Here is a 13,250-nt window from a genome sequence, read left to right on the forward strand (position 1 = left end):
GGTCTCGGGACCAGTCACCCGTAGGTGTCTCGTGGGCCGCGGCCGCCGCGGATGGTTCGGGGGCCCTTGCGCCAACTGGGGGCGTGGGGGCCTTGGACGTTGACGAGGGTGACCGTGCCGTCGCCGAGTTCGGCGTTCAGGCGACGGACCAGGTCGGGCGCGAGGAGCTTGAGCTGAGTGGCCCACGCCGTGGACGACGTTCGTACGGTCAGCACTGTGTCCTCGTAGGACTCCGGGGTGCAGTGTTCGGCCATCTCCGGACCGACGATCGACGGCCAGCGGGCCATCACGCCGTGTACGGCGACGTCGACCTCCCAGCCCTGGTCACGCATCAACCGGCCGAGGGTGCTGGTCAGCTTCTGCGGATCGCGGTCGTCGGGGCGCGCGCTGCTGATCTGCGCACCGTCGATCCGCGGCCGCCGGCGCCGCTTGGCCGGCTTGATCGGACTCATCCCCTTGAGCCGTCCCGCGAGCGATTTCGCCAGGTCCAGACCCTGCTTGTCGTGCTCGGGCTCTTCCGGTAGTTGGCTCTCAAGGCCGCTCTCAGAGGAATTCTCGGGTTCAGGCACGCTGAACGACCCCATCGCCGACCTCGAAACGCGCCCCACTGAGCTCAGCGGGCACATCCGCGCCCACCGCCGCCGTCACCAGCACCTGCTCCGCGGGCGCCACCAACTCGGCCAGCCGGTCCCGGCGCTGCGTGTCGAGCTCGGCGAACACGTCGTCCAGGATCAGCACCGGTTCACCCCCGTCGGCTCGAAGCAGCTCGTACGACGCCAACCGCAACGCGAGCGCGAACGACCAGGACTCACCGTGACTCGCATACCCCTTCGCGGGCAAGTCACCCAGGCCCAGTACGACGTCGTCGCGGTGTGGACCGACGAGCGACACTCCCCGGTCGAGCTCGTCCTGCCGCTTCTCGCGGACGGCCTCCATCAGCACCTCGGCCAACTGCTCGCGCGACACCACACCCGGCTCGAGCAGGACCGAGGACTTGTACTCCAGCCGCGCATCACCCTTGCCTCGGGCAACAGCGTCGTACGCGCTGGAAACCAATGGACGTAGGGATTCCAGCAACTCCAGCCGGGTGGCGAGCAACTCCGAACCGGTCCGGGCCAGGTTGGAGTCCCAGACTTCCAGGGTGCGCAGCTGGCCCTCGGCCGCGCTCGACCGGTTCTGCCGCCGAGCCATCGAGGCACTGCGGAGCAGCGAGTTCCGCTGCTTGAGCACCCGGTCGTAGTCCTGTCGTACGCCGGCCATCCGCGGCGATCGCAGGGTCAGCAGCTCGTCCATGAACCGTCGCCGTTCGGACGGATCGCCCTTCACCAGGGCGAGATCCTCCGGCGCGAACAGCACCGTGCGGAGCAATCCGAGCACTTCGCGTGGCCGCGGGACCGGCGACCGGTTCACCCGGGCCCGATTTGCCCTCCCAGGATTGATTTCAAGCTCGACGACCACATCCCGGTCGTACTGGCTGTGGATCTCAGTCCGCACGATCGCCCGGGTGGCGCCGGCCCGCACCAGCGGTGCGTCGTTCGCCACCCGGTGCGAACCGAGCGTCGCGGTGTAGTGGATCGCCTCGACCAGGTTGGTCTTGCCGTGGCCGTTCGGGCCGACGAAGGCCGTCACGCCCGGAGTGAGCTGGACCTCCGCCTGCTGGTAGGACCGGAAGTCGAGCAGACCCAGGGCGGTGACGAACACCTCAGTGCTTGATCGGGGGTGTCGCGTACGACGGGTCAGCGGCCTCGGCGCCCTTGACCGCGTGGCCACCGAACTGGTTGCGCATCGCGGCGATCGCCTTCATCGCGGGCGAGTCGTCCTGACGCGAGGCGAACCGGGCAAACAGCGCCGCCGCGATGGCCGGCACCGGTACGGCGTTGTCGATCGCGGCCTCGACGGTCCACCGGCCCTCGCCGGAGTCGTCGGCGTACCCGCGGATCTTGTCGAGGTGGGAGTCTTCCTTGAGCGCGATGACCATCAGGTCCAGCAGCCAGGACCGGATCACGGTGCCTTCACGCCAGGAGTCGAACGCGGCGGGCACGTTGTCCACGATGTCCGCGGCCTCGAGCAGCTCGAAGCCCTCGGCGTAGGCCTGCATGATGCCGTACTCGATGCCGTTGTGGACCATCTTGGTGAAGTGCCCGGCGCCGACCTTGCCGGCGTGCACGAAGCCGAACTCACCCTCGGGCTTGAGGGCTTCGAAGATCGGCATGATCGTCGCGATGGTGTCCTGGTCGCCGCCACACATCAGGGCGTAGCCGTTCTCCAGGCCCCAGACGCCGCCGGAGACACCGCAGTCGGCGAACTTGATGCCCTTCTCGGCGAGCTGCGCGGCCCGTCGGGTGTCGTCGGTCCAGCGGCTGTTGCCGCCGTCGATGACGATGTCGCCGGGTGAGAGCAGCTCGGCGAGCTCGGTGACGACCGGGTCGATGGCCTGGACCGGCACCATGATCCAGACGACCTTCGGTTGATCGGAGGCGGTGAGCTTGCCGACCATGTCGGCCAGGTCCGTGGCGTCGGAGATGTCCTGGTTGTGGTCGAACCCGACCACGGTGTGACCAGCGTTGCGGATCCGCTGGCGCATGTTGCCGCCCATCTTGCCGAGACCGACAAGGCCGAGCTCCATCGTGAATCCCCTTGTTCTCTTGGCGTTTGGTTCAGCTGTTCAGGCGGACCGGCATCAGCACGTACCGGAACTCAGTGATCGGTTCGCCGTCGAAATCCCTCACACCGGTCAGTTCGGCCGGCTTCGTCGCCTGCGTGAAGGCCAGGTGTGCGACCGGCGTACCGATCGCGTTCAGGCCGTCGAGCAGGTACGTCGGATTGAAGCCTACGGTCACCGGGTCGCCGACGACACGTGCCTCGATCGACTCCGAGGCCTGCGCCTCGTCGCCACTGCCGGCGTCCAGGGTCACGCCGTCGTCGCTGAAGGTCAGCCGGACCGGGGCGTTGCGCTCCGCGACCAGGGCGACCCGCTTCACCGCCTCGACCAGCGTCGCGGTCTCGATCCGGACCCGGGTCTGGATCGCCGCGTCGGTCGGGATGATGCCGCGGACCTTCGGGAATTCGCCGTCCAGCAACCGGGTGGTCGCCCGCCGGTTACCGCCGGACACCTCGCCCTCGAAGCCGACGATGCCGTCACCGGTACCGGGCGCGGCCAGCGACACGATCACGTCCGAGCCGGTCATCGCCTTCGCGGTCTCCGACAGCACCCGGGCCGGAACCAGCGCGGCCGCCGACGCATCGGGGGACTGCGGATTCCACTCGAGCTCGCGGATCGCGAGCCGGTACCGGTCGGTGGCCAGCAGGGAGATCGTGGATCCCTCGATCTCGACCCGGACGCCGGTCAGCACCGGCAGCGTGTCCTCACGGCCGGCCGCGGTCACCACCTGGGAGACCGCCTGGGCGAAGACGTCGGCCTTGACCGTCCCGCTGGCGGCCGGAAGCTCCGGCAAAGCCGGATATTCCTCTGTGGGAAGCGTTTGGAGCGTGAACCGCGAACTGCCACAGGTCACTTGGGCCTTCGCCCCGTCCACCTGGATGTCCACGGGCTGGTTCGGAAGACTCTTCGAGATGTCGGCGACCAGCCGGCCGGAGATCAGGCACTTCCCGGCATCGGCCACCTGTGCGGGGACCGTGACCCGGACCGAGGTCTCGTAGTCGAAGCCGGACAAGGTGATCTGCCCGTCCTCGGCCTCGACCAGAAGGCCGGCCAGGATCGGGACGCTGGGACGACTGGGCAAGCTGCGCGCGGCCCAGGCCACCGACTCGGCCAGTACGTCGCGCTCGACGCGAAACTTCACCGCTGGTGCCTCCTGATTCGGCTGTGTGCCAGGCAGATCCTGCCACGGACAAGTGTGCTCTACGCCAATCGGGCCTGACGTGGCGCTTTCGGGCGGGTCGCGTCTGCGTCGTACCAAGTGCCGCTGAAGGTGCTGCTGATGGTGCCTCTGCTGGTGTCACTGGTGGTGTCTCGGGGACAGCCTGACAGGTAGTTCAAGCCGGCGCGAGTGCGGGGTTTTCCCCAGGTTGGGCCGCACCATCGTTTTGTGGACTGGGATTCCTCTACAGATTCCATAGTGTTCTTCGCACCGGTGGATAGTGTGGAAAAGCCGCGACTTCGCAGGTCAGACCGCGAATGGGCCTGTGTACTGCGTGTGGACGAGCTCTCGCTGTGTTGGGGACGCCTGGGTACGACGGATTCTTTGCCCACAGCGCATCCACACCACACACCGACGTATCCACTGCAGTACCCACAGTTATCCACAGCTGTGTCCCCAGCCTGTGTGTGCTTCCTACTGTTGTTTTGCCTGGTGCTTGATCCGGTTGGTCAGTTCGGTGACCTGGTTGAAGACGCTGCGCCGTTCGGACATCAGCTGACGGATCTTTCGTTCGGCATGCATGACTGTGGTGTGGTCGCGGCCGCCGAACTGCTGGCCGATCTTCGGTAGCGACAGGTCGGTGAGCTCGCGGCACAGATACATGGCGATCTGGCGGGCGGTGACGAGCACGCGGCTGCGACTGGATCCGCACAGGTCGTCGATGGAGAGTCCGAAGTACGACGCGGTCTGGCCCATGATCATGCTGGCCGTCACCTCGGGCTTGCTGCCTTCGGGGATGAGGTCCTTCAGCACGATCTCGGCCAGGCTCAGATCGACCGGCTGCCGGTTCAGGCTGGCGAACGCGGTGACGCGGATCAGTGCGCCCTCGAGCTCACGGATGTTCGTCTGCACCTTCGACGCGATGAACTCCAGCACCTCGGGCGGCGCGGTCAGCCGCTCGGTCGCCGCCTTCTTGCGCAGGATTGCGATCCGGGTCTCGAGGTCCGGCGGCTGGATATCGGTGATCAGGCCCCACTCGAACCGGTTCCGGAGCCGATCCTCCAGCGCCTCCAGGCGTTTCGGCGCGCGGTCGGAGCTGATCACGATCTGCTTGTTCGCGTTGTGGAGGGTGTTGAACGTGTGGAAGAACTCCTCCTGGGTCTGGATCTTGCCCTCGAGGAACTGGATGTCGTCGATCAGCAGGACGTCGACATCGCGGTACCGGCGCTGGAACTGGGACGCCTTGTCGTCGCGGATCGCGTTGATGAAGTCGTTGGTGAACTCTTCGCTCGACACGTACCGGACGCGCGCACCGGTGTAGAGGCTGCGGACGTAGTGGCCGATCGCGTGCAACAGGTGGGTCTTGCCCAGACCGGAGTCGCCGTAGATCAGCTGCGGGTTGTATGCCTTGCCCGGTGCCTCGGCGACGGCGACCGCGGCCGCGTGGGCGAACCGGTTCGAGCTGCCGATGACGAAGGTCTCGAAGGTGTACTTCGGGTTGAGCCGGGCTTCACCTTGTCCTTCGGTCGGCTGGTGGGCCGGAGGTGCGCCGTTCGGAAGCTGTGCTCCACCGCCGCCTCCGCCGAAGGGCTGCTGTTGTTGCTGGGCCGGCGGTGCGTACTGCTGCGGCTCGGGCTGCTCGTACCGCTGCTCAGGACGCGGTTGACCGAACTGCGGCCCCTGGTCCGGATCGGTCAGCGCGGACTGGATGGTCGGCTGGTACGAGCCCTCGGTGCGCAACGGCTCGCGTACGACGGGTGCCGGCGGCGGTGCCTGTTGTTCGCGCAGCTCGGGATCGAGGGACGGGTCGACGGTGACCGCGATCCGGATGTCCCGACCGAAGCTCTCGGTCAGGATCCGCTCGAGGTCCGGACGCAGCCGGGTCTCGAGCTGACCGCGGGTGAAGTCGTCCGGCACGGCCACGATCGCTGTGCTCTCGTGCAGCGTAACCGGACGCGAGTTCGTCAGCCAGGCGCGCTGGTTCGGCGGGAGGCCGGCCAGCACCCGGGTCCACGCATCGCCGAGGTCCATCACCGGGCTCGCCGGTTCGGCCGGTGCTGCGACAGGTGTTGGGCCAGATTCTGGGCCAGATTTTGGGCCGGATTCTGGGCCCGATGCTGCGCTCGCCGCTGGGCCAGCTGCTGGGACGGTCGGTGGTGCGGCCGCCGGCTGCGCCAGTTGCTGCCCCTGTGGTTGAACGGTTGGTTTCTGGGTTGGTTGCTGGGCCGGCTGCTCTGCCGGTGACCTTCGAGGTTCAGCAGCCTCGTCGTCCGCACGTACATCACCCTCGTTCCGTGCCGCGCCCACTGTGTCGCCAGTGCCAGTACCCGTTCCGGCGTACTGCTGACCACTCCAGGCAGTGCTGTTGCTCCCACTGGGGTGCCCGAGATTGCTCACCGCGGGGGCCGTGCCGAAGTACGCCGTACCGGTGGGGAAGTCCGTTGCGGCGCGCTCGAGGTCGGAGCGATACCGGTAGCCGCCGCCCGGTGCCGGCTGCGTCTGCTCGGGTGTCGGCTCGGGCAGTTGCTCGGGCAGTTGCTCGGGCATGGGCTCGGGCATCGGGATCGGGAGGGACGGCCGGAGCTCGGACTCCGGCAGGAACTCTGGTTCGGTCGGGGCGAGCTCGGTGCGGAAGTCGGCGACCGGGTCGGGCCGGAGGTCCTGTCCGCCGTCGCCGGTGTAGTGCGGCTCCGTGTAGTGCGGCTCGGTGTAGTGCGGTTCGCTGTACTGCGGTCCGGTGTAGACCGGTCCGTACCGCGCCGGTGTGTACTCCGCCGGTATGTATTCCGCACTGGCGGAATGGTCCTCGACCACGCGTTGCTCCCCGAATCCATCGCTGCGGTGGCCGGCGCGTTCCAGGCGGACCCGGGCGGCGCGACCGTTCGACCCAACACCGTGCGGCCGGTGAGTCGTGGTGCTGTTCGGCTCAGCGCGGTTGCTGGTTCCGCTGCCGATCGCCGCACTGTCCACACGGTTGTCCACAGTTGTGAACGACGGGTGGAGCAGGTTGGTTACCGATTGCGGGGTGTGGGACCTCTGGTGTGAGGGGCTGACGCTAACAAGGTTGACCAGCCTGCTTCAAGCCGTCATCCACAGGCTATGAACCTGAAATTGGGGGCAACCTCCGGCGTGTCGGGTAGACGGCGGAGCGTAGTCGTGGTGTGCGATCGCTGTCGGTCGCCAACTCCAGCAGACAGTGACGAACCGGCGCGCAACCGGCTATCCACTATTCTGTCCACAGGCCTGTGGACAACTCTGGGGATACCTGGTTTGACCTGTCCACAGGCGGCCACGTACCGTGGATCAGTCGGTGTTGAGCCGGCCGTTTCGTGCTGCGCTCCCTGCGGGACCCTCCTGGTTCACCGACAGCGTGCAGGACATGCACCATCGGCAGATCTATCAGTGGATTTGTCGACAATTTTGTGTTCTCGAGTAACCGGAGTCATTCCAGTGAGCAAGCGGACGTTCCAGCCGAACAACCGTCGCCGGCACAAGAAGCACGGCTTCCGTCTTCGGATGCGTACCCGTGCGGGCCGCGCGATCATCGCCGCCCGCCGTGGCAAGGGTCGTCAGCGCCTCGCGGCCTGACCGACCTCCTCGACGGTGACCACCTCGTGTTGCCCGCGTCGAACCGGCTCCGTCGGTCCGACGACTTCCGTCGCGCCGTCCGTTCGGGACGGCGCGCTGGTCGGCGCGCGGTGGTCCTGCACCTCTTGGTGCGGACCAGCCGGGAGGACAGTGTTGACGACACCCTGGCCGAGCCCGCTCGCGTCGGATTCGTGGTGAACAAGGCGGTGGGCAACGCGGTTCTGCGGAACCGGGTCCACCGCCGTCTGCGTGCCGTCATGGCGACGCGGCTCCCTGACCTGCCGGCCGGCAGCCTGACGGTCGTGCGGGCGCTCCCGTCGTCGTCCGAGGCGTCGTACGACGAGCTCGTGGCCGACGTCGACGCGGCGCTGCATCGGCTGTTGACACCATGATGCGGATCAATCCCGTGCGGAGCGGGATCATCATTTTCTTGAAGGGGTACCGACTCATCATCAGCCCGATGTACGGGCAGGTGTGCCGGTTCTACCCGAGTTGTTCGGCGTACGCCCTGGAGGCGGTCGAGCGCCACGGTGCGGTGCGCGGTTGCTGGCTGGCGATGAGGAGACTCCTTCGCTGCCACCCGTGGAACCCCGGCGGCTACGACCCCGTTCCACCCAAAGATGTCGACCAGCGCGGAGACTCGATCTCCGCCAACCAGCCCGAACCGTCGACCGACGCCGGGCCTGCGCAGCGAGGTGCATGAGTGACTCTTCTGGCCATCCCCGGGCTCGCGGTGTGGGACGGGATCGTAGACCTGTTCAACACCGTCATGACGCCGCTGTACTGGGCCGTTTCGGCGCTGCTGGTCGGCTGGCACTGGCTGCTCGGCCAGGTGCTCGACCCGAACGGCGGCTGGGCCTGGGCGTTGTCGATCGCCGGCCTGACCATCGTCATCCGGACCCTGCTGATCCCGCTCTTCGTCCGGCAGATCCGCTCCAGCCGGAACATGCAGCTGCTGCAGCCGAAGATGAAGGAGCTGCAGAAGAAGTACGGCCACGACCGGGAGAAGCTCGGTCAGGAAATGATGAAGCTGTACAAGGAGACCGGGACCAACCCGCTCTCCTCGTGCCTGCCGCTGCTGCTGCAGTCGCCGATCTTCCTGGCGCTGTTCCGCGTGCTCGACTATGCCGCGAAGGGCCAGTGGCACAGCGAGATCATGAAGCCGTACGTCAACTCGCTGCAGCACGCGAAGATCTTCGGCGCGGAGATCTCGCAGACCTTCGTGAAGGCGAACGGCGACGGCTCGAGCAACGTCAAGATCGTCGCGATCGTGCTGATCATCCTGATGACCGCGACCATGTTCACCACGCAGCTGCAGCTGATGCGCAAGAACATGCCGAAGGAAGCCCTGACCGGCCAGGCCGCTCAGATGCAGAAGGTCATGTTGTACGTCTTCCCGGTCTTCTTCCTGATCGGTGGCTTCAACTTCCCGATCGGTGTGCTCATCTACTGGTTCGTCTCGAACCTGTGGACGATGGGCCAGCAGTTCTACGTGATTCGCCGCAACCCGGCCCCGGGCACCCCGGCGTTCGACGCGATGGAGGCCCGCAAGCGCGAGCACAACCGTCGCTCCGGCCGCCCGGAGAACGAGGGCCTCGGCGGCGCCGACGCCGGCACCGACACCGTCGTTCAGGACCGTCGTCCGGCGCAGCGGCAGCAGCCGAAGCGTCAGTCGCGCAGCGACCGCAGGACGACCGGCCCGGTGACGGGTGGGGCGACGGACGCGGAGGAGACCCCCGCGGCCAGCAACGGGCAGGCGTCCTCGAACGCCCAGCAGAGCCCGGCCAAGAAGACTCAGGCTGGAGCTGCCAAGAAGCAGCCGGCCGGCAAGAAGGGAACACCGAAGCGCCAGCCCGCGGCGAAGTCTGCCGCACAGAAGCGGGCGGCACAGAAGAAGCCCGGTGGTTCGCGCTGAGTGGCGCGCACCGGTTGCTCTCCCTGCTTGCGTTTGACCTGGGTCCCCGTGGGGCGGATCTCGACACTGTGAAGGAGTGGCCGTGAGTGACGGCATGCATGACACTGACACGGCGGAGCAGTCCGCCGGAACGACCAGCACCCCGGGCGATCGCCTGAAGGCGCTGGAGGCGGAGAGCGACATCGCCGCCGACTACCTCGAGGAGCTGCTGGACATTGCGGACCTCGACGGTGACATCGACATGGACATCGACGGCGATCGCGCCGCGGTGTCGATCGTGGGTGCAGAGCTGAACAACCTGGTCGGCGAGAACGGCAAGGTGCTGGAGGCGCTGCAGGAGCTGACCCGGCTGGCCGTCTACCGGGAGACCGGCGAGCGGTCCCGGCTGATGCTCGACGTGTCGAACTACCGGGCGAACCGGAAGGCCGAGCTGGAAGAGGTCGGCCGCAAGGCGGTCGACGAGGTCAACGCCACCGGAGCTCCGGTGCGGCTGGACCCGATGACGCCGTTCGAACGCAAGGTCGTCCACGACGTCGTCGCGGCCGCCGGCCTGACCAGCGAGTCCGAGGGCGAGGAGCCCCGGCGCCGCGTCGTGGTGCAGCCGTCGTGAGCCGATGATCACCGGCCGACTCCGGAGTCTGGTCCACTGGTGACCGATTCCGTTTCACGTGAAACGCCGCCGCCGCTCGTGGAAGAGCTGTATCCACGGGCGGCGGTTCGGCTTGCGGCGTACGCCGAGCTGCTGGCCGATCAGGGCACGGTCCGCGGACTGATCGGGCCGCGGGAGGTCCCGCGGCTGTGGGATCGGCATCTGCTCAATTGCGCGGTCCTCGAGCGCCTGATTCCGGCGGAGTCCTCGGTCGCCGACATCGGCACCGGAGCCGGCCTGCCCGGGATCGTGCTCGCACTCGTGCGCCCCGACCTCCAGGTCGCGCTCGTCGAGCCGCTGCTCCGGCGCACCACCTTCCTCGAGGAGGCCGTGGAGACTCTTGGCCTCGACAACGCGACAGTGGTTCGCGCGCGGGCCGAGGAACTTCCCCGGGCCTCGTACGACGTGGTGACTTCACGGGCCGTGGCTCCGTTGGGCAAACTTGCCGGATGGTGCCTGCCGCTGTGTGTCGAGGGCGGGCTGATGCTGGCGATGAAGGGCTCGTCCGCCGAGGAGGAGTTGGAAGCCTCCGAGCGGGAGCTGACCTCGCTGGGAGCCGAGTTGTGGCACATTCACGAACTTGGTGTGGATGAGCTGACCCACCCGACGACGGTGGTGAGTATTGTGGCCGGACGTGCTGCAGGGGGATCCCGGCACGGAAGATCCAGGAGGTGAGCGGGTTGGTGAGTCGTGCCCTCGGGTGGCCCGAGAAGAGCACGGGTGAGCCGAAGTCATCGCAGGGCATTGGCTGGCCTACCGACCCGGACTCCGCCGTCCGTCTGATCACGCAAGAGACCCGCATCGCCGCCGCGCGTCCGGCCGCCGCACCTCCGGTGGTGACGGCACCGCCGGCGGCCGAGCCGCTCGACACGTCCGGGCTGCGGGCGGCCGCCGCGAGTGGTCTCGACGTACTCCCGGCACCTGAAGCTGTCCCTGACTCTGTGACTGACTCTGGTCCCGTTTCACGTGAAACGGGAGAGTTGGTAGATGATGGTGCTGAACCGGAAACGGCGTCACTGGTGGACGCCGACCAGGACTTCTCGGAGTCTCCACTGCCTGTGGATGACGACCGTACGAATCTGCCCTCCCAGACGGGGATTCGTCCACAGAGGCCTGTGGACGAAGCTGGGGGCAGAGCTGCACCGACCCCTACCGACATCCTCTTCGGGCCAAGTCCCGCACCTATTGGAATGGGCGCTATGACTGCCGCACAGATCGCCGCGCGGGCCACGTCGGACGAGCTTCAGCGACGACTTCTCGAGACACCGATCGCCGCCGCCACCGAACGGACCTTGCTGGTGAATGAAGGACGCACTATGGGCCGCGAGTTCCCGCTGCCCGCCGAGACCCGAGTCTTCGTCGTCGCCAACCAGAAAGGCGGAGTCGGCAAGACCACGACCACGGTGAACGTCGCCGCCGGCCTCGCGCTGTACGGCGCGAGGATCCTGGTGATCGACCTGGACCCCCAGGGCAACGCCTCGACCGCGCTCGGCATCGACCACTCCGAAGGCACCCCAGGTGTCTACGAGGCGATCATCGAGAACGAGCCGCTGAGCAAGCTGCTGCAGCCCTGCGCCGAGCACCCCGGCATCGTCGTTGTCCCGGCGACCATCGACCTGGCCGGTGCCGAGATCGAGCTCGTCAGCATCGTCGCGCGGGAGAGCCGGCTGAAGCGGGTCCTCGACGCGCACCTCGAAGAGACCGAGGCCGCGGGCGAGAAGTACGACTACGTCTTCATCGACTGCCCGCCGTCGTTGGGCCTGCTGACCGTGAACGCGCTGACCGCCGCGCGCGAGGTCCTGGTCCCGATCCAGAGCGAGTACTACGCGCTCGAGGGTCTGTCCCAGTTGCTCCGCCATATCGACATGGTGAAGTCGCACCTGAACCCGGGGCTCGACGTCTCCACCATCCTGCTGACCATGTACGACGCTCGCACCAAGCTCGCCGGTGAGGTCGCGGCCGAGGTGCGCGGGCATTTCCGCGATGCCGTGCTGCGGACCGCCGTACCGCGCTCGGTCCGGATCTCCGAGGCCCCGAGCCACGGGCAGACCGTGCTCGCGTACGACCCGGCGTCGGCCGGCGCGCTGTCGTACCTGGAGGCCTCCCGCGAGATCGCCCTGCGGAACAACACCTGATCACCGCTGCGTTTCACGTGAAACGGCTGTCGGCGGTCGCCGGCAGTTGGTGTGGTAGGCCAGTAGTAGCTCAGCAGGCTGTCGAACACGAGGGAGCGCGATGAACACCCGACTCGGACGCGGACTTGGTGCGCTGATTCCCAGCACCCCCGCTCCCGGCACCACGACCACGCTCGGCAGCAAGTCGCACTCGATCCCGGGTGCGCCGCCGAGGTCCGATGGTCCGGAGTTGGCCGCCGTCCCCGGGGCTCAGTTCGCGGAGATCGACGTCGACCAGATCAGCCCGAACCCGAAGCAGCCGCGCACCGTCTTCGACGAGGAGGCGATGGAAGAGCTGGTCCACTCGGTCAAGGAGATCGGGCTGCTGCAGCCGATCGTCGTCCGGAAGCTGTCCGAGGACAAGTACGAGCTGGTGATGGGGGAGCGCCGTTGGCGCGCGACTCAGCAGGCCGGCCTGACCACGATCCCTGCGATCGTGCGGGACACGCAGGACGACGTGATGCTTCGGGACGCGCTCCTGGAGAACCTGCATCGCAGCCAGCTGAATCCGCTGGAAGAGGCAGCGGCGTACCAGCAGATGCTCGACGACTTCGGCTGCACCCAAGAGGTGCTCGCCAGCCGGATCGGTCGGTCGCGTCCGCAGATCTCCAACACGCTGCGTCTGCTGAAACTCCCCGCCGGCGTCCAGCGTCGAGTCGCCGCTGGTGTTCTCTCAGCCGGTCACGCCCGCGCGCTCCTGGGCCTCCCCAGCGGCGACGCCATCGAGCGGCTCGCCCAGCGGATCGTTGCCGAAGGTCTGTCGGTTCGTACAGTCGAAGAGATCGTCGCCCTGGGCGATATGAACGCCGACGACCCCACCCCCCAGCGTCGCCGCAACAAGCCGGTAGCCCCGCGCCTGGTCGATCTGGCCGATCGCCTCTCCGACCGCTTCGAGACCCGCGTGAAGGTAGACCTCGGCAAGTCCAAGGGCCGAATCACCGTAGAGTTCGCCACCCTCGACGACCTCGAACGCATCGTCACCCTCATGGACCCCAACAAACAACAGGACTAGTGCCACGCGTCGGAAGTTTCTGGGCGCCGGTAGCGCTAACGCAACTTCCGACGCGGGGCACCAGTTGCTGGGCTGAGACGCCTGCGGCGCT

12 protein-coding genes and 1 pseudogene are annotated in these 13,250 nt (G+C 67.3%); 8 read left to right on the forward strand and 5 right to left on the reverse strand.

Going from position 1 to position 13,250, the window contains the following annotated elements; all coding sequences use genetic code 11:
• Window positions 1-14: 14 nt before the first annotated feature.
• From ACWF4Z_RS22880 to dnaA, 5 genes are all read right to left on the reverse strand, one after another.
• A complete protein-coding gene (locus ACWF4Z_RS22880; RefSeq protein WP_452245147.1) occupies window positions 15-569 on the reverse strand; it encodes a DUF721 domain-containing protein in 555 nt (184 codons plus the stop codon).
• Window positions 562-1,701: a DNA replication/repair protein RecF gene (gene recF / locus ACWF4Z_RS22885; RefSeq protein WP_452245148.1), complete on the reverse strand. Its 1,140-nt coding sequence runs from the start codon at window positions 1,699-1,701 to the stop codon at window positions 562-564. Before recF ends, ACWF4Z_RS22880 begins: the two co-directional genes overlap by 8 nt.
• A 1-nt stretch (window position 1,702) precedes the next feature.
• Complete coding sequence (gene gnd, locus ACWF4Z_RS22890) at window positions 1,703-2,626, reverse strand: phosphogluconate dehydrogenase (NAD(+)-dependent, decarboxylating) (RefSeq protein ID WP_452245149.1); 924 nt, start codon at window positions 2,624-2,626, stop codon at window positions 1,703-1,705.
• Between the two features lie 31 nt (window positions 2,627-2,657).
• Entirely contained in the window at window positions 2,658-3,803 is a 1,146-nt protein-coding gene (dnaN, locus tag ACWF4Z_RS22895; protein ID WP_452245150.1) for a DNA polymerase III subunit beta, read from the reverse strand.
• Between the two features lie 492 nt (window positions 3,804-4,295).
• The gene (dnaA, locus tag ACWF4Z_RS22900) at window positions 4,296-5,852 is read right to left on the reverse strand and encodes a chromosomal replication initiator protein DnaA (RefSeq protein WP_452245356.1); all 1,557 of its coding nucleotides are present in this window, start codon (window positions 5,850-5,852) and stop codon (window positions 4,296-4,298) included.
• A gap of 1,419 nt (window positions 5,853-7,271) precedes the next feature.
• Between dnaA and rpmH the strand changes: the two genes are divergently transcribed.
• From rpmH to ACWF4Z_RS22940, 8 genes and pseudogenes are all read left to right on the forward strand, one after another.
• Window positions 7,272-7,409: a 50S ribosomal protein L34 gene (rpmH, locus tag ACWF4Z_RS22905; RefSeq protein WP_130386492.1), complete on the forward strand. Its 138-nt coding sequence runs from the start codon at window positions 7,272-7,274 to the stop codon at window positions 7,407-7,409.
• 26 nt (window positions 7,410-7,435) lie between these two features.
• A complete protein-coding gene (gene rnpA, locus ACWF4Z_RS22910; RefSeq protein WP_452245151.1) occupies window positions 7,436-7,801 on the forward strand; it encodes a ribonuclease P protein component in 366 nt (121 codons plus the stop codon).
• 38 nt (window positions 7,802-7,839) lie between these two features.
• Complete coding sequence (gene yidD / locus ACWF4Z_RS22915; protein WP_452245152.1) at window positions 7,840-8,112, forward strand: membrane protein insertion efficiency factor YidD; 273 nt, start codon at window positions 7,840-7,842, stop codon at window positions 8,110-8,112.
• A gap of 9 nt (window positions 8,113-8,121) precedes the next feature.
• A pseudogene (gene yidC, locus ACWF4Z_RS22920) lies at window positions 8,122-9,102 on the forward strand (membrane protein insertase YidC); the annotation flags it as partial.
• A gap of 304 nt (window positions 9,103-9,406) precedes the next feature.
• A complete protein-coding gene (locus tag ACWF4Z_RS22925) occupies window positions 9,407-9,934 on the forward strand; it encodes a Jag family protein (RefSeq protein ID WP_452245153.1) in 528 nt (175 codons plus the stop codon).
• A gap of 39 nt (window positions 9,935-9,973) precedes the next feature.
• Complete coding sequence (gene rsmG, locus ACWF4Z_RS22930) at window positions 9,974-10,648, forward strand: 16S rRNA (guanine(527)-N(7))-methyltransferase RsmG (protein WP_452245154.1); 675 nt, start codon at window positions 9,974-9,976, stop codon at window positions 10,646-10,648.
• 524 nt (window positions 10,649-11,172) lie between these two features.
• Window positions 11,173-12,108, forward strand: a complete 936-nt coding sequence (locus ACWF4Z_RS22935; RefSeq protein WP_452245155.1) for an AAA family ATPase — start codon at window positions 11,173-11,175, stop codon at window positions 12,106-12,108.
• 100 nt (window positions 12,109-12,208) lie between these two features.
• Complete coding sequence (locus tag ACWF4Z_RS22940; protein WP_452245156.1) at window positions 12,209-13,159, forward strand: ParB/RepB/Spo0J family partition protein; 951 nt, start codon at window positions 12,209-12,211, stop codon at window positions 13,157-13,159.
• Window positions 13,160-13,250: the final 91 nt, after the last annotated feature.

The sequence above is a fragment of the Kribbella sp. NPDC055071 genome, assembly GCF_053608045.1.

What these genes read in the sequence shown, in the direction of transcription:
- ACWF4Z_RS22940 (WP_452245156.1), top strand. Translation starts at nt 12,209, where the DNA reads ATGAACACCCGACTCGGACGCGGACTTGGTGCGCTGATTCCCAGCACC.
- dnaA (WP_452245356.1), bottom strand. Translation starts at nt 5,852, where the DNA reads ATGGACCTCGGCGATGCGTGGACCCGGGTGCTGGCCGGCCTCCCGCCG.
- gnd (WP_452245149.1), bottom strand. Translation starts at nt 2,626, where the DNA reads ATGGAGCTCGGCCTTGTCGGTCTCGGCAAGATGGGCGGCAACATGCGC.
- ACWF4Z_RS22935 (WP_452245155.1), top strand. Translation starts at nt 11,173, where the DNA reads ATGACTGCCGCACAGATCGCCGCGCGGGCCACGTCGGACGAGCTTCAG.